At 75.5% G+C, this 21,083-nt stretch carries 19 protein-coding genes; 4 read left to right on the top strand and 15 right to left on the bottom strand.

Annotated elements, in window-relative coordinates; translation table 11 throughout:
- Positions 1–32 precede the first annotated feature (32 nt).
- On the bottom strand, positions 33–503 hold the full coding sequence (locus tag OG550_RS29315; RefSeq protein ID WP_327682569.1) for an SPW repeat protein: 471 nt from the start codon (positions 501–503) through the stop codon (positions 33–35).
- Positions 504–750: 247 nt separating this feature from the next.
- Here OG550_RS29315 and OG550_RS29310 point away from each other — a divergent pair, with 247 nt between their 5' ends.
- Complete coding sequence (locus OG550_RS29310; RefSeq protein ID WP_327682567.1) at positions 751–1,383, top strand: PadR family transcriptional regulator; 633 nt, start codon at positions 751–753, stop codon at positions 1,381–1,383.
- Between the two features lie 53 nt (positions 1,384–1,436).
- Positions 1,437–3,137, top strand: a complete 1,701-nt coding sequence (locus OG550_RS29305; protein ID WP_327682565.1) for an acyl-CoA dehydrogenase family protein — start codon at positions 1,437–1,439, stop codon at positions 3,135–3,137.
- A 96-nt stretch (positions 3,138–3,233) separates the two neighbouring features.
- Here the strand turns inward: OG550_RS29305 and OG550_RS29300 are convergent, their stop codons facing one another.
- From OG550_RS29300 to OG550_RS29290, 3 genes are all read right to left on the bottom strand, one after another.
- Positions 3,234–4,553, bottom strand: coding sequence for a M28 family metallopeptidase (locus OG550_RS29300; protein WP_327684229.1), 1,320 nt, complete (start codon positions 4,551–4,553; stop codon positions 3,234–3,236).
- A 314-nt stretch (positions 4,554–4,867) separates the two neighbouring features.
- Positions 4,868–7,015 carry a sensor histidine kinase gene (locus tag OG550_RS29295; protein ID WP_327682563.1) on the bottom strand — a complete coding sequence of 716 codons (2,148 nt, stop codon included), beginning with the start codon at positions 7,013–7,015 and terminating at the stop codon, positions 4,868–4,870.
- A 341-nt stretch (positions 7,016–7,356) separates the two neighbouring features.
- Positions 7,357–7,989 (bottom strand): response regulator transcription factor, encoded by a 633-nt coding sequence (locus OG550_RS29290; RefSeq protein WP_327684227.1) that lies wholly within the window; start codon positions 7,987–7,989, stop codon positions 7,357–7,359.
- 436 nt (positions 7,990–8,425) lie between these two features.
- Between OG550_RS29290 and OG550_RS29285 the strand changes: the two genes are divergently transcribed.
- Together OG550_RS29285 and OG550_RS29280 are read left to right on the top strand one after the other, a co-directional pair.
- The gene (locus tag OG550_RS29285; protein WP_327682561.1) at positions 8,426–10,726 is read left to right on the top strand and encodes a sensor histidine kinase; all 2,301 of its coding nucleotides are present in this window, start codon (positions 8,426–8,428) and stop codon (positions 10,724–10,726) included.
- Between the two features lie 70 nt (positions 10,727–10,796).
- The gene (locus tag OG550_RS29280) at positions 10,797–11,954 is read left to right on the top strand and encodes an IS701 family transposase (protein WP_327682559.1); all 1,158 of its coding nucleotides are present in this window, start codon (positions 10,797–10,799) and stop codon (positions 11,952–11,954) included.
- 212 nt (positions 11,955–12,166) lie between these two features.
- Here OG550_RS29280 and OG550_RS29275 read toward each other — a convergent pair.
- The 11 genes from OG550_RS29275 to OG550_RS29225 all read right to left on the bottom strand — a co-directional run bounded on the left by OG550_RS29275 (position 12,167) and on the right by OG550_RS29225 (position 21,076).
- A protein-coding gene (locus OG550_RS29275; protein ID WP_442906159.1) for an IS5 family transposase occupies positions 12,167–13,098 on the bottom strand; the annotation gives its coding sequence in 2 pieces (ribosomal slippage) (positions 12,167–12,720 and positions 12,720–13,098; 933 coding nt in all).
- A 53-nt stretch (positions 13,099–13,151) separates the two neighbouring features.
- On the bottom strand, positions 13,152–13,367 hold the full coding sequence (locus OG550_RS29270; protein WP_327682557.1) for a hypothetical protein: 216 nt from the start codon (positions 13,365–13,367) through the stop codon (positions 13,152–13,154).
- A gap of 169 nt (positions 13,368–13,536) precedes the next feature.
- Positions 13,537–13,716 (bottom strand): hypothetical protein, encoded by a 180-nt coding sequence (locus OG550_RS29265; protein WP_327682555.1) that lies wholly within the window; start codon positions 13,714–13,716, stop codon positions 13,537–13,539.
- A gap of 155 nt (positions 13,717–13,871) precedes the next feature.
- Positions 13,872–14,996, bottom strand: coding sequence for an NAD(P)-dependent alcohol dehydrogenase (locus OG550_RS29260; RefSeq protein ID WP_327682554.1), 1,125 nt, complete (start codon positions 14,994–14,996; stop codon positions 13,872–13,874).
- Positions 14,993–15,598 carry a VOC family protein gene (locus OG550_RS29255; protein ID WP_327682552.1) on the bottom strand — a complete coding sequence of 202 codons (606 nt, stop codon included), beginning with the start codon at positions 15,596–15,598 and terminating at the stop codon, positions 14,993–14,995. The genes OG550_RS29260 and OG550_RS29255 overlap by 4 nt, the downstream gene beginning before the upstream one ends.
- A complete protein-coding gene (locus OG550_RS29250) occupies positions 15,595–16,578 on the bottom strand; it encodes an SDR family oxidoreductase (protein ID WP_327682550.1) in 984 nt (327 codons plus the stop codon). The genes OG550_RS29255 and OG550_RS29250 overlap by 4 nt, the downstream gene beginning before the upstream one ends.
- A complete protein-coding gene (locus OG550_RS29245; RefSeq protein ID WP_327682548.1) occupies positions 16,578–17,438 on the bottom strand; it encodes a cupin domain-containing protein in 861 nt (286 codons plus the stop codon). The genes OG550_RS29250 and OG550_RS29245 overlap by 1 nt, the downstream gene beginning before the upstream one ends.
- The gene (locus tag OG550_RS29240; protein ID WP_327682546.1) at positions 17,435–18,664 is read right to left on the bottom strand and encodes a zinc-dependent alcohol dehydrogenase; all 1,230 of its coding nucleotides are present in this window, start codon (positions 18,662–18,664) and stop codon (positions 17,435–17,437) included. Before OG550_RS29240 ends, OG550_RS29245 begins: the two co-directional genes overlap by 4 nt.
- Positions 18,661–19,071 (bottom strand): hypothetical protein, encoded by a 411-nt coding sequence (locus tag OG550_RS29235; protein WP_327682544.1) that lies wholly within the window; start codon positions 19,069–19,071, stop codon positions 18,661–18,663. Before OG550_RS29235 ends, OG550_RS29240 begins: the two co-directional genes overlap by 4 nt.
- Complete coding sequence (locus OG550_RS29230) at positions 19,068–19,640, bottom strand: hypothetical protein (RefSeq protein ID WP_327682542.1); 573 nt, start codon at positions 19,638–19,640, stop codon at positions 19,068–19,070. Before OG550_RS29230 ends, OG550_RS29235 begins: the two co-directional genes overlap by 4 nt.
- Before the next feature lie 317 nt (positions 19,641–19,957).
- Positions 19,958–21,076, bottom strand: coding sequence for a 3-dehydroquinate synthase family protein (locus tag OG550_RS29225; protein WP_327682540.1), 1,119 nt, complete (start codon positions 21,074–21,076; stop codon positions 19,958–19,960).
- Positions 21,077–21,083 lie beyond the last annotated feature (7 nt).

The raw sequence follows: 21,083 nt of genomic DNA, 5'->3' as shown, positions 1-21,083 counted from the left end.
CCGCGCCCCGGGTGTCGGGCTTCCGCTGTCCGTCAGCCCCTGGCTCGACCGGCCCGGCCGCGCCGCATCGATGCTCCGTTCGACGTCATGGTGGCCATCGAGATGGCGGCGAGCCCCAGCAGGAACATCACGCAGCCCGTGATCAGGCAGGTGACGATGTTCTTGCCGCGGTCCACTCCACCGGAGACGACCCACGGAGAGATGATCGTCCACGCGCCGAGCACGGTGGCCGCCCAGGCCCGCGCGTGGGTGCGCTCGTACGCCGAGCCGTAGCCGGCCATCAGCACGCAGTAGGCGAGGCCGACGATCAGGCAGGTGACGGTCAGCGTGTTGAACGCGGTGAAGCCGACGATCCATGGCGAGGCCGCCAGGAACAGACCGGCGAGAACGGCCAGGGCCTCGACGGCCTGGGCCCGCGGGGTGAGGGTGAGCCGCTCGTAGTGCTCCCGTAGTTCGACGATGTCCGGATGGTGCTCCATGCCCATCGGAATCTGGGTAGACACCGATACCACCTCCTAGTGCTGGAACATGGAGGGCGCTAGCCCAGTACCATTCTGGCGCCGATCGACCGTTTTGCACCTTTTCGCCCCGGCGGCTACCCTGCCCCGCCACCACCCGCGGCGGCCCTCCCGGCGACCCCGGCCCGACACCGGCCCGCCCGCGGCACGCCCGCTCCACCCGGGTGACCTCCGTCTCAACCTGACGTGCCGCCATTGCCTATGCAACTCGGTGCATAGCAGGATGCCGTCCATGGCACTGGAGCACGCGATCCTCGTCTCGCTGCTGGAACGGCCCGGCTCCGGCTACGAACTGGCCCGGCGCTTCGACCGGTCCATCGGCCGCTTCTGGACCGCCACCCACCAGCAGATCTACCGGGTGCTGCGGCGGATGGAGGCGGACGGCTGGATCTCCGTCGAGGAGGTCGCCCAGGACGGCCGGCCGGACAAGAAGGTGTACTCGGCGGCCGCGCCCGGCCGGGCCGCACTGGCCGGCTGGCTGCGCGAGCCCGTCGAACCGGAGACCGTCCGGCACGAACTGGCCGTCCGGATCCGGGCCGCCGCCTTCGACGACCCGGCCGCACTGATCCCCGAGGTCGAGCGCCACCGCGACGGTCACGCCGCCCTGCTCGCCCGCTACCTGCACGGCGAGCAGCGGGACTTCCCCGCGCCGGACGCGCTCGACGCCGGGCAGCGCCTCCAGCACGTGGTGCTGCGCGGCGGGATCGAGTACGAGCGGATGACGCTCGCCTGGCTGGACGACGTGCTCACCACCCTGCGCGACCTCGCCGGCGCAGGCGGAACCCGTACCGGCGGAACCCGTGCCGGCGGCGCCACCGGCGAGGGCGCGGTGCCCGAACCCGGCACCGTGCCCGGCACCCCCTGACGTTTCCCAGCCCCCTCAGTCCCTCCCCACCCTCGACCCCCCGGGAGCCCGCGATGCTCTTCAACCCGCGTACCTACGACCCCGCGCAGTTCGACGAGCCGACCCGCCGGCTGCTGCGCACGACCGTGGACTGGTTCGAGTCGCGCGGCAAGAAGTCGCTGATCGACACCTACATCGACCGCACCTGGTACGCGGACTTCCTCGAATTCGCGGCCCGGGAGGGTCTGTTCGCCGAGTTCCTGACGCCCTCCGCCGCCGACCCGGCCAAGCGCTGGGACACCTCGCGGATCGCCGAGCTGAACGAGATCCTCGGCTTCTACGGCCTCGGCTACTGGTACACCTGGCAGGTCACCATCCTCGGCCTCGGCCCCGTCTGGCAGAGCGGGAACGAGGCCGTCCGGGCCCGCGCCGCGAAGCTCCTGACGGAGGGCCACGTGATGGCGTTCGGGCTCTCCGAGCGCAGCCACGGCGCCGACATCTACTCCACCGACATGATCCTCACCCCGGACGGCGAGGGCGGCTTCACCGCCACCGGCTCCAAGTACTACATCGGCAACGGCAACGTCGCCGGCCTGGTCTCGGTGTTCGGCCGCCGGTCGGACGTCGACGGGCCGGAGGGCTACGTCTTCTTCGCCGCGGACAGCCGCCACGAGGCGTACCACCTGGTCAAGAACGTCGTGAACGCCCAGATGTACGTCAGCGAGTTCCGCCTGGAGGACTACCCGGTCCGCGCCGAGGACGTGCTGCACACCGGCAAGGCCGCCTTCGACGCCGCCCTGAACACCGTCAACGTCGGGAAGTTCAACCTCTGCACGGCCTCCGTCGGCATCTGCGAGCACGCGATGTACGAGGCCGTCACGCACGCCCACAACCGGGTGCTGTACGGCCGGAAGGTCACCGACTTCCCGCACGTGCGGCGCGAGCTGACCGACGCGTACGCGCGCCTGGTCGCGATGAAGCTGTTCTCCGCCCGCGCGGTGGACTACTTCCGCACCGCCTCCGCCGAGGACCGCCGCTACCTGCTCTTCAACCCGATGACCAAGATGAAGGTCACCACGGAGGGCGAGAAGGTCATCGACCTGATGTGGGACGTCATCGCGGCCAAGGGCTTCGAGGCGGACACCTACTTCGACAAGGCCGCCAAGGACATCCGCGGCCTGCCGAAGCTGGAGGGCACGGTCCACGTCAACCTGGCGCTGATCCTCAAGTTCATGGCCAACTACCTGTTCGACCCGGCCGAGTACGCCCCGGTGCCCAGCCGCCGGGACGACGCCGACGACGCCTTCCTGTTCCGGCAGGGCCCGGCCCGCGGTCTGGGCGCGATCCGCTTCCACGACTGGCGGACCGCCTACGACGCGCACGCGCACGTCCCGAACGTCGCCCGGTTCCGCGAGCAGGCCGACGGCTTCTGCGAGCTGCTGCTGGGCAACGCGCCGAGCGCCGAGCAGCAGGCCGACCTCGACTTCCTGCTGGAGATCGGGCAGCTCTTCGCGCTGATCGTCTACGGCCAGCTGGTCCTGGAGCAGGCCGCGCTGACCGGGCTGGACGCCGACCTGCTCGACCAGGTCTTCGACGCGCTGGTGCGGGACTTCTCCGCGCACGCCACCGAGCTGCACGGCAAGGCCTCGACGACGGAGGCCCAGGCCGCGTGGGCGCTGGCGCACGTCCGCCGCCCGGTCGCGGACGGCGCGCGGGCGGCGAAGGTGTGGGGCATGGTCGAGGCGCTCTCCGGCGCGTACGAGATGCAGCCGTAGCGGTTCGTCCCGGCCCGCGGGCCGGGACGGACCTGGACACCGGGGGCGCCGGCCTGCGGGCCGGCGCCCCCGGTGCACTGCCCGGGCGGTCCGTCGTCAGAAGGTGAGCTTCCAGCTGTCGACGTAGCCGGTGTCCTGCCGCCCGACGTCCTGGACCTTGAGCTTCCAGGTGCCGTTCGCGGCCACCGCGGACGCGTTCACCGTGTACGTGGTCTGCACGTTGGGCGCGGAGTCGCTGCCGCTGGCGTCCTTGAGGCGGAACGTGGTGCCGTTCGGCGCGACCAGGTCGATGACCAGGTCGCCGCGCCAGGTGTGCTTGACGTCCACGCCGACCTGGAGCGCGGCCGGCGCGTTGCCGGTGCGGCCGGTGACCGCGACGTCGGACGTGACCGCCGCCCCGTAGTCCGGGATCTGCACGTCGGCGGTGTTCTCGAACACCGTGCCGGTGGGCGGCGTGGTGCTCCCGGCGGCCAGCGTCCAGATCGCGTACGCGATGGCGTCGCTCATCCGGTCCAGCGCGGTGTCGTTGATGTTGGCGCTGGTGTCGCAGGAGGAGTGGTAGCAGCGGTCGAACGGCTGGCCCGCCGTCCCGCCCCACTTCGCGGCCTGCGCACTGGTCTTGGTGTAGTCGGCGCCGCTGAACAGGCCGCCGACCCGGATGCCCGCGTCCTGGAACGGGGCGTGGTCGGACCGGCCGTCACCCTCGAAGTCCTGCTCGGTGGTGATCCCGATACCGGCGAAGTAGTTCCGGAACAGGGCGTCGAGCGCGCTGTCGTAGCGGTAGGTGAAGTAGCCCGGGTTGGGCGAGCCGATCATGTCGAAGTTCAGGTAGGTCTCGATCTTCGAACGGTCCGCCGCGGACAGGCTGTTGACGTAGTTCTTGGAGCCGACCATGCCGTACTCCTCGGCGCCCCACCAGCCGAACCGCAGGTGCTTGGAGGGCGTGAGGCCGGCCCGGGAGACGGCGAGCGCGGTCTCCAGGACGCCGGCCGAACCGGAGCCGTTGTCGTTGATGCCCGGCCCGCCGGTGACGGAGTCCAGGTGGGCACCGGCCATCACGACGTGCGAGGTGTCACCGCCCGGCCAGTCGGCGATCAGGTTGTAGCCGGTCGAGCCGTTGTAGCTGAAGGTCTTCAGCGTGGTGGTGTAGCCCGCCGCGTCCAGCTTGGCCTTCACGTAGTCGATCGAGGCCTTGTAGCCGGTCCGGCCGTGGGCGCGGTTGCCGCCGTTGGCCGTGGCTATCGACTGCAGCTGGGCGAGGTGCGCCTTCACGTTGGCGACCGGGATGTCGGGGGCGGCGGCGACCGCGGGGGTCGCGCCCGCCGTCGCGGTCCGGACCGCCGGGGCTTCGGGGGCCGCCGAGGCGGCGGGGGCGAGGAGGGCGGCGGCGAGGGTGACGACGGCCACCGCCGGCAGGGCGGATCGGCGCAGGCGGGATCGCCGCGGGGCGCGCTCGGTCAAGGGAGGCTCCGGTTTCTGGTGGGGCAGAACGGAAGCGCGGCACTTCGCGGGATGGCAGAGGTCGGGTCGCGAAGTTGACGCGACCATGATGATTGAGGGAACCCGCGGGTCCGTCAAGAGGGGACGGGAGCACGGCGGGTGACGAACGGCGGTCGGTGGTGGGCGACCGACGGCCCGCCACCTGCCGCGTCCGGCCGCCGTCCCCCGTCCCGTCCGGCCGCCGAACGCGGCCCGCCGCCCGGCCCGACCGCCGCCGCCGCTACTCGCCGCTACTCGCCGGCCGGCTCCGACGTACGGGGCAGCGCCGCCCGGACGAGGGCCCCGCCGTCATGGTTGACCGCCGTGAAGCAGCCGCCCAGCTCCTCGGTGCGCTCGGCCATCGACCGCAGCCCGAGGCCCGAACCGTCCGGGCGGTACCCCGCCCCGCCGTCACCCGCCGCCCGGGCCGCCGGGAATCCCCGGCCGTCGTCCCAGACCTCGACGACCACCGCCGCCGACCGGACCCGCAGGGTCAACCGGGCCTTCCCGGCGCCCGAGTGGCGCAGGACGTTGTTCAGCGCCTCCCCGCTGATCCGCAGCACCGCCACCTCGACGGCGGCCGGCAGCTCCGGCGGCGGGTCCGGGTCCAGCGCGAGCGAGATCCGCACCCGGGGCCCGTCCAGCTCCCCGACCAGCCGCCGCAGCGCGACCGCCAGCCCCTCCCCCGCCAGCGCCGCGGGCGCCAACCCCTCCGTGATCCGCCGGAGTTCGACGATCGCCTGGCCGATCCCGGCCGACACGGCGCGCAGCGACCGGGCCGCCGCGGAGTCCTCGGGCACCGCGGCCCGCGCGGTGTCGACACCGAGCCGCAGCCCGGACAGCGTGGGCCCGAGCCCGTCGTGCAGGTCGTGCCGGAGCCGCCGGCGCTCCTCCTCCCGGGCCAGCACGATCTGCCGCCGCCCGCTCTGGAGCTCCTCGTACAGGCGCAGCGAGGCGATCGCCGGGGCGGCCTGGTCGGCGAGGAACCGCAGCACCTCGTGGTCCTGGGCGTCCAGCTCGGGCTGGCCGGCGCGCGGCGGCGCGTACAGGTCGCCGATCACCGCGCCCTCGTAGCCGAGCGGGAAGACCTGGCTGTCGGGCCCGAGCTCGCCGACCGAGGCGAGCTCGTGCGGCCCGGTGCGGGTGTGCAGGACCACCCGGGCGCCGGGCAGGCCGAGGGCGCCGACCACGGTGTCGCAGAGCAGCGGGGGTGCGTCGGCCGGGCTGACGGCGTGGCTCAGGCGTTCGGCGAGCGCCCGCACCACCTGGTAGGGGCGGGCCCGGTCGCCGTAGTAGAACCGGTCGACGGCGCGCACCACCCAGCGGGTGGTCGGGCCGAGCAGTCCGCCGATGGCGAGCGCCCCGGCGGCCAGCAGTTGGGCGTCGGCGCTGCTGGCCTGCGGCAGCAGGCGGCGCATCAGCAGGGCGATGCCGAGGTACCCGGCGATCAGCAGGGCGGTGAGGGCGAGGACGCTGAACATCCGGCGGGTCGCCCGGTCGAGGTAGTGGGAGCGGTCGCGGGTGAAGGCGTAGCCGACCGCGCCGAGCATCCACAGCGCCGATCCGGTGAAGTACGCGACCGCCGCGACGCTCTCGGAACTCCCCATCCGGAGCGCGATGTTGGTGGTGATCAACCAGATCAGGTAGGGGACGAGGACGGCGGTCACGGAGCGGTGCGGGCTGTCCGAGCGCCGCCAGCGGACGGCGGCCACCGCCAGGCTGGTGACGACGATGCCCCAGGCGACCAGGGTGGCCCGCCACTCGTCCAGCGGCAGCCCCCGGCCGGGCGGCACCAGGACGTCGCCGTAGTACGGGAGCGGGCTGCCGAGGCGGACCACGCAGGCGTGCAGGGCGCTCCACAGGACGATCGCGCCGACCTGGACGCGGCCCGGGCCGCCGGGCAGCCGCCCTTCGGGCAGCCAGAGGGGCAGCGCGAGGGAGAGGAAGATGAACAGGGCGACGGAGGCGAGCAGCAGGGCCGCCCCGAGCGCCTCCACCGCCGGTCCGGCGTCGGCGGCCGCTCCGGCGAAGAGGACGAAGCGGGAGAGGCAGCCGCCGAGTCCGGCGGCGAGCAGGCAGCGGCCGAGGCTGCGGCCCACGGGCGGGGCGGGAGAGGCGCTCCCCGGCCGCGTCGGGTCGTCGGGACCGGCGCGGTGGGCGAGGATGAGCAGCCCGGAGAGCGCGAACGCGAAGCCGAGCAGGACGGTCTCGCCGTCGTGGAGGTAGAACGGGGTGGCCCAGTGGGCGTCCTGGTGGGTGACGGCCAGCATCACCCAGCCGAGGCCGCAGAGCAGGGTCAGACCGCAGGCCCAGACCGCCGGGGCCAGGGCGGCCCGCCGGGTGGCGGTCGGGGTCGGCGGTGCCGGGTCCAGGCCGGGGATGACAGCCGTCTTGCTCATGTGTGGGCCTCCTTCCCCGCATCCTCGGCGTCCTGCCGTCCCGGGGGCCCGGGTCGGGAGTCCGGTTCCGGTCCCGGAACCCGGATCCGGGTTTCGGGGGCGCGATTCCGGGGTCGCCTCTCGGGGTCGCCTCTCGGGGGCACGTCTCGGGGGTCGCGTTTCCGGGTCCTGCTTCGGAGCCGGTCCGGGCGTGGGGCGCGCGCCGTGCCCCGCTCCCCGGGCCGCCGGGCGGGCATCGGCGGTGGGCGGCGGCGGTGGGCATCGGCGGGTGCCGACGGCGGGCGGCGCGGGCTGTGGACGACGGTGGCGGCGGGTGCCGCGGGCGGGCGGGTCCGGGCCGGTCAGCCGTCGCCGAGGCCCATGTCGCGGGCCCGGGCCACCGCCTCGGCGCGGGTCGCGACGTGCAGCTTCTCGAAGATGTGGGTGACGTGGTTGCGCACGGTCTTCTCGGCGACGACCAGTTCACGGGCGATCCGCCGGTTGTCCAGCCCCCGGGCCACCAGGTCCAGGACCTCCGCCTCCCGGGCGGTGAGCGCGGGGAAGAGCTGGCCGGCCTCCCGCACCCGCGCACCGGCGAGCAGCGTGGTGATCCGTTCGGCCACGTCGGCGCCGAACACGGCGCCGCCCGCCGCGACGGTGCGCACCGCGTGCAGCACCTCCTCCCGGCCCGCGCCCTTGACCAGGTAGCCGCGCGCACCCGCCTGGAGCGCGGCGAGCAGGCTGCCGTCGTCGTCCGCCATGGTGAGCATCAGCACCGGCGGGGCCGGCTGCTCGGCGGCGAGCCGGCGGGTGGCCTCCAGTCCGGAGCCGTCCGGCAGGGAGAGGTCCATGACGACGACGTCCGGCCGGTGGCGTGCGACGGCGTCCGGCACGTCGGCGACGCGTTCGGCCTCGCCCACCACGGCGATGCCCTCGGCGCTCTCCAGGGCGGCCTTGAGCCCCTCCCGGAACAGCGGGTGGTCGTCGACGATCAGGACCCTGACCGGCGGGGTGTCCGGCTGCCCGCCCGGGGCGCGGTCCGGGCGCCGGCCGCGGTCCTGGTCCTGCTCCCGGGCCTGGTCCGGTTGCCGGGGCTCTGCGGAGGGGTGCTCTTCGTCCACCCGGCCGACACTACCAGCGAGAGGAGAGTGACTTTCCGTGACATGCTCGGGTCGCCGCCCGCCGGGCCGGGGGGGTCGTGCCGCGGAGCGGGCGGGCGGACGGCACGCGAACCGCCCCCGGCCCTCGGCCGGGCGGACCGGGCCGGGCGGCGCCGACCGGGGCGAACGGGAGGACGGAGACCGGGACCGGGGAGAACGAGACCGCTGCCCCATGCGCCCGGGACGGCGGGCGGCCGAGACTGGTCCCGGCGACCGGCCCGGCGGCCGGCGCGCCGACGGGCCCATCCCCAGTCCCTTCCGAGGCGGTGCCATGACCACGCTGATCTCCCCCCGGCGCCGGTCCGGTCGGCCCCGGTCCAAGGCCCGGGGGGCCGCCCGGACCGCCCCGCGCCGGACACCCGCGCAGCGCCGGCTGACCGGCGCCGCGATCCTCACCGCGCTCTGCCTGGCGGTCGCCACGGCCTGGGTCTGCTACGTGCTGGTCCACCTCGGCGACCCCGGGGTGGACCGCCCCCGGGACCAGCTCGCCATCCTGCTCTACGCGCTGCCGACCGCCGGCGCCGGGATGCTGCTGCACGCGCACCGGCCGGGAAGTCCGCTCGGCTGGGTGATGCTCGTCTACGCGCTGACGTCGATGCTGCCGAGCGCCGCCGCCGCACCGGTGTGGGTGGAGGTCTCCGACCCCGGGATCGTGGGGGCGGTCGCGGTGGTCCGCGGGGTCTGCGACACGATCAGCCAGACGCTGTTCTACGTGCTGCCGCTCTGGCTGCCTGCCGGGCGGCTCACCACCCGGCGCTGGTGGCTCTACATCGGGGCGGTCGCACTCTGGGTGGTCCCCGACGGGATGTCCTTCCTGGACCGGTCGACCGTCTTCGGCCGCCCCGGCCCGCTCGCCGGCACCGCGCCCGCGAGCCTCCTCGGATCCGTCTCGGACCGCCTGGACGGCCTCTACGACCCGGTCAACTACCTGCTGGTCGGCGTCTCGGCAGCCGTCCTGCTGGCCCGGCTGGTCCGGCCGCCGACCGGGCGGGGCGGCGGGGACGCGGCGGCCTCGCCACGGCACCGGGCGCACGTGGCGGGGATGCTGGGCGCCTACCTGCTCTGGGCGGGCATGCAGGACTACTACACCCGCCGGTTCGAGTACGAGTACTGGCTGAGCTATGCGCTGTTCACCGCGGCCGGCGCGGTCTGGGCCGTCGCCGTCGCGTACCTGGTGGTCCGCGACGGCGGGTGGCGGCTGGACCGGGCGGCCCGGTCGGTGCTCACCGGGCTGCTGCTCGCCACCGGCCTCACCCTGCTGTTCGTGCTCTGCGCGGCCGTGCTCTCCGGGTGGCTGCTGCCGGGCCGGGGCGCGGCGGCGCTGCTGCTGATCGCCCTGGTCTACGGGCTGGGCGCGGGACTGCCGCGGGCCACCCGCCGGGCCGTCGGCCTGGTCGACCGGCTCTACTACGGCGAACGGGCCCAGCCCTACCAGGTGTTGCGCGCGCTGGCCGGTCAGGTCCGGCAGGTGGTCGAGCCCGGCCGGCTGCCGGCCGCGCTGTGCACGGCCGTCGCGGAGGAGCTGCGGCTGCCGGGCGTCGCGCTGACCGTCGCCACCCGGGCCGGGAACCGTCCGCTGGCCTCCGTCGGCCGCCCGGACGGGCACCGCCAGGGCTTCGCGCTGGTTCACCACGGCGTGGTGATCGGCGAGTTGACGGTCGCGCTGCGGGCGGGCGAGGAGCGGCTGGACGCGAGCGACGTCGACATCCTGCGCTCGCTGGCCGACCAGGCCTCGCCGGCCGTCGCCTCCCTGCGGCTGCTGGAGGACCTGCAGGCGAGCCGGGAGCAGATCGTCGCGGCGCGCGAGGAGGAGCGGCGCTGTCTGCGCCGGGACATCCACGACGGGCTCGGTCCGACGCTGGCCGGGCTGCGGCTGCGGGTGGACAACGCGGCCTCGGCCTCGGCCTCGATGGCGGGGGCGGCGGAACCGGTGGAAGCGGCGACACCGGCGGAGGCCGCGACACCGGCGGAGGCCGGGGGCGGCACCGGCTGCCCGGGCGGGAACGGCCGTCCGGCCGTGAGCCGCCAGGCGGCCGGACGGCTCGCGGAGACGCTGGACGGGATCTCCGAGGAGCTGGCGATGGCGATCAAGGAGGTCCGGCGGATCACCGACCGGCTCGGTCCCGCCCAGCTCGGCGAGTTCGGCCTGGCCCGGGCCGTGCAGCAGCTGGCGGCCTCGTTCAGCGGCGACGGGCTCGCCGTCACCGCCGTGCTGGAGCCGGACCCGCTGCCCGACCTGCCCGCCGCCGTCGAGGTGGCCGCGTACCGGATCGCCGCCGAGGCGCTGAACAACGTGCTGCGGCACGCCCGGGCCGCCCGGGCCCGGGTCTCCCTGCGGGTGGACGACCGGCACCTGACGCTCACCGTCCAGGACGACGGGGTCGGGGTCGGGCTCGGGGAGCCGCAGCCGTCCGGGGACGAGCCGTCCGGCGGGGTCGGTCTGCGCTCGATGGCGGACCGGGCGGCGGAGATCGGCGGCCGCTGCACCGTCGACCGGCTGTCCCGGGACAGCGGGACGCGTGTGCTGGCGGTCCTGCCCCGGTACCCGTCCGGGGGCCGGAGCGACGGCTGACGGGACAGCACGCCTAGTACTGCAACGGTGCTTACCGTGACGGTTGTCGGGTTCGCTCGTTGGGCTGTTCATGGGTGGGGACATATCCGAGGTCGATGCTCGTCGTTGGTCGGACGGGCTTGCCGGGTTGCATGAGCGGTTTGCCCACCGGTTCGCGCGGAGCGAGTCGCGGGAGTCGGCGCTGGCCTACATGCGGGGCCTACTGGCTCCACTGGAGCGCAAGAACGGCTGGACGGTGGCAGAGGAGGCCGGCCATGGCGGCCCGGATCGGATCCAGCGGCTGCTGAACCGGATCGACTGGGACGCGGACGCGGTGCTCGACGACGTGCGCGAGTACGTGATCGAGCACCTGGCCGACCCGGGCGGTGTGCTGATCGTGGACGACACCGGGTTCCTGAAGAAGGGCGTGCGGTCGGCCGGGGTCCAAAGGCAGTACTCCGGCACCGCCGGCCGCACCGAGAACTGCCAGGTCGGGGTCTTCCTCGCCTACGCGAGCACGCACGGCCGGACCCTGATCGACCGGGCTCTCTACCTGCCGAAATCCTGGACGGACGACCGGGAACGCTGCCGGGACGCGGGGATCGGCGACGAGCGCGAGTTCGCCACCAAGGTCCAGCTCGCGAGGGCGATGGTCCGCCGCGCGATCGACGACAGAATCCCGTTCCGCTGGGTGACCGCGGACGCGGGCTACGGCTACAGCAAGAGCTGGCGCTTCGAGCTGGAGCAGGCCGACGTCTTCCACGTCGTGGCCACCACCCGGCACGACACCGTCGTCACCCGGCAGGCCATGGACCACCGCCTCCACGACCTGGTCGCCGGCCTACCCCGGCAGAAGTGGAAGCGCCGGTCCTGCGGCGAGGGCGCCCATGGTCTGCGGATCTACGACTGGGCCCGCGTCGAGGTCCGACCGTGGCACCGACCCGACCGCAGGCACTGGGTCCTGGCCCGCCGCAGCGTCACCGACCCGATGAAGGTCGCCTACTACATCGCCTACGCGCCCGCCGACGCCACCCTCAACGAGCTGATAGCCGTCGCCGGCGCCCGCTGGGCGATCGAAGAGTGCTTCCAGACCGCGAAGGGCCAGTGTGGCCTGGACGACTACCAGGTCCGCCGCTACCCGGGCTGGTACCGGCACGTCACCCTCGCCATGGCCGCCCACGCCTACCTCACCGTCTTGCGGGCCCAGCACCTCGAAAAGGGGCCGGGCCTGCTCGAACGCCAGGCCTGATCCCACTCACCGTCCCCGAGATCCGCCGGTTGATCACCGGCCTCACGCGGCCTGGCCGCCGCAGCATCGACCACGTCCTGCACTGGTCCCGATGGCGCCGCCGACGCCAGCACCAGGCCCGGACCAGCCACTACAAGAGACGAGGCCACAGCCCAGGAGCTGAAGCCTCATCACAGTAAGCACCGTTGCAGTACTAGGTTCCGTCCGGTCGATCATGTGCGGAGCCAGATAACAAGGGCTGCTGCGGTGACGGTGCCGAGGTAGACGTATCCGCGTTTGTCGTATCGGGTGGCGACGGCTCGGGCGTGCTTGAGCTTGTTGATGGCCCGTTCGACGGTGTTGCGCTTCTTGTATCGCTCCTCGTCGAAGCCTGGTGGCCGTCCGCCGCGTGAGCCTTTGCGCAGGCGGGCGGCGCGGCTGTCCGTCTTCTCGGGGATGGTGTGCCGGATTCCGCGCCTGCGCAGGCAGGCGCGGCACGGCCGGTTGCTGTAGGCCTTGTCGGCGGCCAGGCTGTCGGGTCTCTTGCGGGGCCTGCCCGGGCCGGTCCGCGGGACCCGGATCTTCTCCAGGACGGGTTCGAACTGTGTGCAGTCCGCCCGCTGTCCCGCGGTGATGATCAGGGACAGCGGGCGGCAGCGGCCGTCCGCGCTCAGGTGGACCTTGGTGGTGAAGCCGCCGCGCGAGCGGCCCAGGCCCTCGCCTCCCGCACCACCTCCGCCAGGCGGTCGACGAGGCTCTGCCACGGCGTCTCGTCCTGGTGTTCTCCCTGCCCATCCCCCTTTGGTCCAAGGGCTGGTGGCGGGTCGCTCCGGGCGCCGGCCGCGTGCTGGTGTGCGCGCACGACGGTGGAGTCGACCGAGATGTCCCAGTCGATGTCGCCGGCCGCGTCGGCCGCGGCCTGGACCTGTTGCAGCAGGCGTTCCCAGGTGCCGTCGGCCGACCACAGCCGATGGCGCTCGTAGACCGTCTTCCAGGGCCCGAACCGCTCGGGCAGATCGCGCCAGTGCACCCCGGTCCGCACCCGGTGAAGAATCCCGTCGATCACCTGCCGGTGGTCCCGCCACCGGCCACAACGCCTATTGCTGACCGGCAGGAACGGCCTCAGCCGTTCCCACTCGGCATCCGTCAGATCTCCCCGCCCCATGCCCGAACCAACGAACAAGACGGGCGATAGTCACATGATCGGCCGGACAAGTCCTAGGAGTCGAACCAGCGGAACCAGATGGGCTTGCGTGCGCCGGCGTCCCGGTTCGCGTGGGCCGCGGCGCGCTGTTCGGGTGTCGCGAGCACCTCCTCGTGGGCGAGCCGGTCGAGGTACCACTCGGCGAACGTGGCGGCCTCGCCGTCGTCGTTCAGGAGCGGGTTCAGGCGCTCGGTCGCCGAGCGCCCGTCGAACCACACGGCGCCGCGCATGGGGCCGCCGACCACCAGGAGCGTCTGGAAGCGACAGCCGTCGTCGGTCGCCGCCCCCGCCGTCCTTCACCGGGCCCCGCCCCCGCGCAGCCGCCCCCGGCGCTGGCGGCGCCGGGGGCGGGGGCAGGGGACGGATTGGTTGGGGGGAACGGGAAGGACGGACGGGTGATCAGCCCTTGCAGTCCTTCTCGCCCGGCTTGCACCGCCGCGCGGAGTCCGCGACCTCGGCCGCGGGGCCCGCCTTGGCCGCCACGCCGACGACGGCGCTCCTGATGACGACGGTGGCTGCGGCGAAGCCGACGATTACGGACGCGACGCCGAGCGTCTTCGTTGCCGTGTTCGTTGCCATGGATGCTGCTCCAGATTCTTCGCTTCCGAGTGGTCGAGCCGATCGGCCGCTCTTCCTCCACCATGGGCGGACGCGCGCCCCGGGCGCATGGGTCCGCCGTCCCGTTCCGGTCCCGGAAGGGGCCCGGCCGTCGGGACGGCGGTCATCGGCGCGGTTCAGGGCAGTACCAGGACCGGCTTCACCACCTCTCCGGCCTCCGCCGCCGCGGCCGCCTCCTCGATCGCCGCGAACGGGAAGGTGCGCACCAGCCGGTCCACCGGCAGCCGCCCCGCGCGGAAGAGGCCGATCAGGGCCGGCAGGAACCGCCCGGGCTCGCTCGCCCCCTGGTTGACGCCGACGATCCGGGGCGCCCGGGCCAGCATCGCGGGAACGTCCAGGCCCACCTCGCTGCCGGCCGGCGGCGCACCGACCACCCCGCACGTCCCGCCGACGGCCAGCGCGTCCACCGCCTGCCGCAGCGCGCGGACGCTCCCGCTGGTCTCCAGCGCGTGTTCGGCGCCGCGCCCGCCGGTGAGCGCGAGGACCGCCGCCACCGGGTCCTCGGTGCGCGCGTCGACGACGTCGGTCGCACCGAGTTCCCCGGCCAGCGCGAGCCGGGCCGGGCGGAGGTCGACGGCGACGATCCGCGCCGCCGGGGTCAGGCGGGCGGCGAGGACGGCGGCCAGGCCGACCGCGCCGGCACCGAACACGGCCACGGTGTCCCCCGGTCCGGGGCGCAGCACGTTGAACACCGCCCCCGCGCCGGTCTGCACGCCGCAGCCGAACGGGGCCAGCAGTTCGAACGGCAGGGCCGGTCCCGGGACGCGGACCGTGTTGCGCTCGTCGGCCAGTGCGAGTGTCGCGAAGGAGGACTGGCCGAAGAAGTGGCCGTGCAGCGGCTCCGCGCGATGGCGGCCGGTACCGCGCAGCGTCGGGCTGCCGTCCAGCCGGTGCCCGCCGAAGAGGTTGAGCGCGGCCCAGTGCTCGCAGCGCACCGGGCGGCCGCCCAGGCAGGACGCACAGGCGCCGCACGAGTCGAACGTCAGGACCACGGTGTCGCCGGGCCGCACCCTGGTGACGGCGGCGCCGACCGCCACCACCGTGCCCGCGCCCTCGTGTCCGAGGACGGCGGGCAGCGGGGCGGGGGTGCGGCCGGCCCGGACGCTGAGGTCGGTGTGGCAGATCCCGGCGGCCCGGACCCGCACCAGCACCTCGTCGGGGCGCGGGTCGTCCAGCAGGACGGTCTCCTGCCGGAACGGGCCGCCGCGTTCGCGCACCACCGCGGCGGCGGCCTCGATCACCGTCGCTCCCCGGGGGCGGGGGCGACGGGGGCGACGGCCGGCTCGGCGGCGGGCTCCCCCGGCTCCCACGGGCCCTCGGGGGCGAACAGCCGGTGGCGCGTGGCGCGTTCGTAGGGCATGCCGGCGGGCATCGCGAGGACCTCCAGCTGCAGTCCCCAGGGGGTGCGGAAGTACACCCACCGGTCGCCGTCGATCGGGCCGCCGTCGGCGATGGTCTGCGGCTCGCCGAGGACCTCCACGCCGGGCTGTGCCCGCAGGTGGGCGACGGCGCGGTCGACGTCGTCGACGGCGATCGCCAGGTGGTGCCCGCCCCAGTCGCTGTTGGCGGGTTGCTCGCGCCGCTGGCCCGGGGCGGTGTACTCGAACAGCTCCAGGTTGCCGACCGGGCCCAGGCGCAGCATCGCGATGTGCGCCACCGCGTCGCGGTGGACGCCGAGTTGGCGGGTCATCCAGTCGCGGTCGCCGGGCGGTGCGGCGACCGGGCCGACGCGGTAGAGCAGGCGCGCGCCGAGCACGTCGGTGAAGAACGCCACCGCCTGGTCGAGGTCGGGGACGGTGTAGGCGACGTGGTGGACGGCGCGGGCGCCGGGGATCGGGGTCATGACGCGCTCCTCTCCGGAGTCGGGCTGCCGGGCGGGCTTCCGGGCGGGCTGCCGGGCGGGTGGTGGGCGCCGCCGGGCCGCTCGTGCGCGGCGTCGCGCTGGTTGGCCACGGCGCTCATCAGGCTGAGTCCGCCGTCGACGGTGAGCGAGATGCCGGTGGTGTAGGCGGCGTCCGGCCCGGTCAGGTGGACGATGGCCGCGGCGACCTCGGCGGCCCGGCCCGGGCGGCCCACCGGGATGGCCGGGCGGGCGGGTCGGCCCGCGTCGTCGGCCCCGGGGCCGCCCGCAGGACCGGCGCCGTCCACGGGACCGGCGGGGTGGGCGCCGACGGGGGCGCCGACGGCCGGGTCGGGCTCGTCGGTGAAGCCGTTCATCCGGGTCGCGGTCTCGCCGGGGCTGACGGCGTTGACGGTGATCCCGTAGGGGGCGAGCTCCAGGGCGAGCACCTTGGTCAGCCCGCCCAGGCCGCCCTTGGCCGCGCAGTAGGCGGCGCCGCCGACGATCGGGGTGAACTCGTGGACGGAGGTGACGTTGACGATCCGCCCGCCGCGCCCCTGCCGGACCATCCGGCGGGCGGCCGCCTGGGCGCAGGCGAACGGTCCGCTGAGGTCGACCGTGAGGATCCGCTGCCAGTCGTCGAGCGTCTCGTCGAGGACCGGTGAACGGCGGTTGATCCCTGCGCAGTTGACCAGGATGTCGAGCCCGCCGAGGTGGTCGGCGGCGGCGTCCACGGCCCGCGCCGCGGCGGCCGGGTCGGCCAGGTCCAGCGGCAGCAGCACGGTCGTCCCGCCGGCGAGGGCCGCGGTCCGTCGGGCCGCGGCGCGGTCGGTCCGGTACCCGATGGCCACGGTGTGCCCGGCCCGCGCCAGTGCGACGGCGGTGGCCCGGCCGATGCCGGAGCTGGCGCCGGTGACGATCGCCACCGTGGGCGGGGCGGTGCCTGCTCCGCGCGCCCCGTGGTGCGGGTTCCCGGTGTCCATCAGGCCACCTCCGGTACGTCGGACGGACGGAGCTGGTAGCCGGCGCCGGCGAGGCTCGACGCGCCGAGGTAGCCGTACAGGGCGGTGGTCGGCGCTGCCGGGCCGGGCCGGAACCCGTGCCACTCGCCGGCCGGGACGTACACCAGGTCGCCTGCCCGGAGCGGGACTTCGGCGTTCCCGGTGAGATGGCCGCCGCCACCGGAGAGGACCAGGAAGAACTCGTCGGCGTGCGGGTGGCGGTGCAGGTCGTGGCGGCCGCCGGCCGCGAAGGCCGAGGCGGCGACGGTGAGCCTGCGGGCGCCGACCGTGTCGGCGGTGGCCAGCCAGCGCACCTCCATCCCGGCCGATCCGGCGATCCGGCCGGCGGCGACGGGGCGGCCGGAACCGGGGCGGGGGCCGGGACCGGAACCGGAACCGGGGCCGTACGGGTGCGGGTCCTCGTCGCCGGACCGGCGCGCGGCGGGGACGGTCCGGGTGGCGGAGGCGGTCCGGGTGCCGGGCCTCGGCGGGCCGAGCGGAACGGCGTACGGGAGCGGTGCGGGCCCGCCGCCGACGTCCGACACCGGTCGGACGGTCAGGACGGCGGCGGGCGCCCCGGGCAGCGCCGTGAGGCCGCAGGAACTGCCGGGCGGGTGGTAGAGGCCCTCGCCGGGGCCGAGCACCCGCCCGGCCGCGCGGATCCGGCCGGAGAGCACCACCGTCACCAGTTCGGCGACCCGGGAGGGGTGTTGTTCGACACGGACACCGGGCGGCAGGGTCTCCACGGTCAGCCCGCCGCGTGCCGACGGCAGGTGGTTCGGGTCGATCAGGCGGCGGAACGCCGGGGCCGTGCGGGGCACGGCGGCGGGTACGAGGATCACGCGGGGTCTCCTTGGGCGGCGGGAGTCGTGGCGGCCGGGCCGGACCGTGGCGCGGGCGCGGGGGCGAGGGCGGGCGCGGGGGCGGGGGCGGGGGAAGGCCGTGACGCCGGGGCGGCCGGGCGGGGGACGAACGGGGCCGGGCCGTCCGCGCCGAAGTCGAGCAGGATCTTGGGCGGCCCGCTGCGCCCCTCGGCGAGCATCCGGAACGCCTCCGGGCCGGCGGCCGGCGGGAGGACCGCCGCGATCAGCGGCTCCGCCGCCAGCACGCCGTCACGGAACAGCCGGAGCGTGCGGTCGTAGTGGTCGAGGCCGTGCCGGACACCCGTCACCTCCAGTCCGCGCAGCGCGAGTTGGCCGGGGTCGAAGTCCGGGCACGGCCGTCCTGCCACACCGATCACCGCGAGCCGTCCGCCCGGTTCGAGCAGGGACAGGCCGAGCCCGAACGCCTCGGCCGCCCCGGAGGCCTCGACCGCGAGCAAGTAGCGGGCGCCGGCGGCGCGCGCCTGCTCGGGGGTCAGGGCACGGCGCGCGCCGCACCGCAGCGCGAGTTCCCGCCCGGCCGGGTCGATGCCGACCACGTCGACCGACTCGCCCAGGCGGGCGGCGAGTTGGACGGCGAGCAGACCGATCGTGCCGGTGCCGAGCACGACCACCCGGTCGCCGAGCCCGCAGCACGTCCGCTCCAGACCGGCCACCACGGTGACCGCGGGTTCGACCAACACGGCCGCCCGGTCCGGCACTTCGTCGGGGACCGGGGAGAGCGAGCGCTCGGGCAGGACCACGTAGCGGGCCGCGGCACCCGGACGGCCGTAGAGGCCGACCTCGGTGAGGCGTTCGCAGAGCGGGCGGCGGCCGCGACGACACATCCGGCAGAGGCCGCAGTGCACCATGGTGTGGCCGACCACGCGGTCGCCGGGCGCGAACCCGGTGACGCCGCCGCCGACTTCGGTGACCGTTCCGCACCACTCGTGCCCCGGGACGAGCGGGTAGCCGGCCCTGCCGTCCCGCAGGTAGGCGGCGGTGCCGTGGAACAGTTCCAGGTCGGTGCCGCACAGGCCGACCAGCGAGGTGCGCACGGTGACCTCGTCCGGTCCCGGCGCCGCCGGCCGGGGCACCCGGGCGAGGGCGACCCGGTGCGGCGCTTCGAACCGCAGCGCGGTCATGGTCCCGGTGGGCGCGGCGGCCCGCCCCCGCCCCCGGCCCGGCTCGGCGGGGCGGCCGGTCACGGCCGGGTCCGTCGTTCGGCGCGCCGCCGGGCCAGGGACTCCCTGGTCGCGGTGGTGCGACGGGCCGCGGCGAGGCTGAGGCAGAGCACCTCGGCGCCGACCGGGCCTGCCTCCAGCCGGAGTTCACGGCCCCGGGTCGCCAGGAGCAGATCGCCGTCGACGGCCAGGTGGTCCGGCTCGTCGGCGGTCCGGCCGATGAGCAGGGAGCCGCGCAGGACGTAGAGGACGGTCTCCGTCCCGGGCTCCCCCGCCAGCGCGTGGCGGGCGCCGGGGCTGAGTCGCAGGTGGTCGAAGGATTCGCAGGCGCTGGCGAGCATGGAGCGGCGCGCCAGGCAGCGCAGTCGCACGCGTTCGCCGTTCGGGCCGAGGATGACGGCGGCCGAGGCCGTCGCGGTGGTGACGATCACCGGGGCTCGCCTCCCTTCGGGCTGTGGGGGTTCTCGGGGTGGTCCGGGTCGCCCGGGCGGCGCGCGCCGTCGGCGCGGTCCGCCGCGTCGCCGCGCTCCCTGGTCCCGCGGTTCTCCGGGGGGACGGGGTGGACGGGATGACCGGGGTGGTCCGGGTTCTCCCGGTGGTCCGGGTGGTCCGGGTGGCCGCCGGTGGTGGGGCGCTCGGCGGCCGGGTGGGCGGTGGCGCCGCCCGGGTGGCCGACGACGGCGAGGACGGCGTGGAAGTACTCCAGGCCGGCCGTGCCCGCGGTGAGCACGGTGCGCGCGCCGAGCGGCAGCGTCACGGCCGTGCCCTCGACCAGCGGGATCCCTGCGTCGGGGACCGTCGACGACTCGGAGCCGGGAACGGTGGCGGTACCCGAACCGGCCGTGATGTAGAGGGCGCGCTCGACGCCCTCGGCGGCGACCTCGGCGCTGCGGCCCGGGTCGAGCCACTGCAGACCGACGACGCGGAGCGGTCCGGTCAGCACCCGGCTGGGGTCGACCGCGCCGCGTCGGCGGAGGTCGGTGATGACGGTGCCCGTCATGACGAGGACTCCTTCTGCTGTCCGGCGGTCCGTGGCCGGGCCGCTTCCGACCTCCACGATGTGGCGCCCGCCGTCCCGGCCGCACGGGAGCCCGGTCCCGTCCTGCTCCTGCCCGGGGCCGGGTCCGCGGACGGCGCCGGTCCCGGGGCGGCGCGGGACCGGGCGGCGTCCGCGGCGCGGGCCGCACCGCCCCGGCCTGCACCGGCCCGGGTCGGCGCGGCGTCCGGACCCGGCGCGGGCCGGCGGCGGCACCGGGCCGGGACGACGAACGAAGCCGGGGTGCGGCGCCGGGTCGGCGCCGCACCCCGGCAGGCAGCTCACGCGGCGCTGCACAGCGCGGCCGGGACGGGCAGCTGGTCCTCGGCCGGCCGGGCGTCCGGTGCGGCGGCCCGGCTGTGCGGAAGCGCGGCCCGCACGCCCAGGCTCCGGGCGGCGGCCCGCAGCACGGCGCCGCCCACCGGGCTGAGCAGCCGTCCGTCGGCGCAGTACGGGTGCCCGAGCTCGGCGAGCAGCAGCAGACCGGGGTCGGCGGCGCCGGTGACGGCGTCGGCGAGGCGGTCCGGGTCCACGCCGGCGGGCAGCGCGGTCGGCGAACCGTTCCGGGCCAGCAGCTCGTGGTGGGACCAGGCGGCCGCGCCGTCCGACAGGCCGAGCAGGAAGGCGACGCGGGCGGCGAGCAGCAGGCCCAGGGCCTCGGCGTCGCCCGGTGCGAGGGCCGGGCCCGCGACGGTCCGCAGGGCCCGGCCGAGGCTCCGGCCGTAGCCGAGCGCGAGGGCCGGGCCGGTCTCGTACGGGTCGAAGCAGACCAGGGCGGCGCGGGCGTCCGCGCAGATCGCGAGCAGCGCGGTGACGGCCTGCTCGCCGTACCGGGCCCCGGGGTCGAGGACGGCGGCCAGCGGCCCGTACTGCGCCGGGCAGACGGCGAGGACGTGGCGGATGACGGCGACCATCCCTGCCCGGGTCTCCGGGGCCGGGCGGGCGGCGAGCAGGTCCGCGCGGACCCAGACCAGGGCGGGTGCGGAGCCGGCGAGGCTCCCGCCGCCGTCGCCCGCCGGGTCGGGGCGGTGCGCGGCGAGGGCCGGGCCGCAGGCGGTGGCGAGGTCGGTCGGCACCCGGACGTCGGCCTCGACGCCGCAGGCCCGCTCCCCGCCGACGGCGATGAGGACGGTCCGGCCGGTCGGGGCCGAGCCGCCCGGGAGCGGGCCGTCCCGCAGGTCGTGGACGGTACTGGGGGCCTGGGCGGCGGCGAGGCCGCGCACCCGGGCCAGGTGGCCGGCGGACGCCGTGCCGTCCGTCAGGAGGACGAAGCGGTCGGCGGCGAACCCGGCGAGCCGTCCGCCGAGTTCGGCCCAGGACGCCTCGCCGCTGCGGACCGCCAGGGTGATGTTCGCGGCACCGGCCTGGATCCGCCGGTCGAGCCGGACGTCGCTGTGCATGGTGGGC

Origin of the sequence: Kitasatospora sp. NBC_00458 (genome assembly GCF_036013975.1) — a bacterium.
In the GTDB taxonomy this organism is placed as follows: Bacteria; Actinomycetota; Actinomycetes; order Streptomycetales; family Streptomycetaceae; genus Kitasatospora.
Note: the sequence above shows the minus strand (reverse complement) of the source record. Positions and strands in the feature narration are given on the sequence as shown.

Bases quoted from the DNA above. Each gene is read 5' to 3' on its own strand.
- OG550_RS29310 (WP_327682567.1), top strand. From the start codon at position 751: ATGGCACTGGAGCACGCGATCCTCGTCTCGCTGCTGGAACGGCCCGGC.
- OG550_RS29305 (WP_327682565.1), top strand. From the start codon at position 1,437: ATGCTCTTCAACCCGCGTACCTACGACCCCGCGCAGTTCGACGAGCCG.
- OG550_RS29295 (WP_327682563.1), bottom strand. From the start codon at position 7,015: ATGAGCAAGACGGCTGTCATCCCCGGCCTGGACCCGGCACCGCCGACC.
- OG550_RS29285 (WP_327682561.1), top strand. From the start codon at position 8,426: ATGACCACGCTGATCTCCCCCCGGCGCCGGTCCGGTCGGCCCCGGTCC.
- OG550_RS29280 (WP_327682559.1), top strand. From the start codon at position 10,797: ATGGGTGGGGACATATCCGAGGTCGATGCTCGTCGTTGGTCGGACGGG.
- OG550_RS29270 (WP_327682557.1), bottom strand. From the start codon at position 13,367: ATGCGCGGCGCCGTGTGGTTCGACGGGCGCTCGGCGACCGAGCGCCTG.
- OG550_RS29265 (WP_327682555.1), bottom strand. From the start codon at position 13,716: ATGGCAACGAACACGGCAACGAAGACGCTCGGCGTCGCGTCCGTAATC.
- OG550_RS29255 (WP_327682552.1), bottom strand. From the start codon at position 15,598: ATGACCCCGATCCCCGGCGCCCGCGCCGTCCACCACGTCGCCTACACC.
- OG550_RS29250 (WP_327682550.1), bottom strand. From the start codon at position 16,578: ATGGACACCGGGAACCCGCACCACGGGGCGCGCGGAGCAGGCACCGCC.
- OG550_RS29230 (WP_327682542.1), bottom strand. From the start codon at position 19,640: ATGACGGGCACCGTCATCACCGACCTCCGCCGACGCGGCGCGGTCGAC.
- OG550_RS29225 (WP_327682540.1), bottom strand. From the start codon at position 21,076: ATGCACAGCGACGTCCGGCTCGACCGGCGGATCCAGGCCGGTGCCGCG.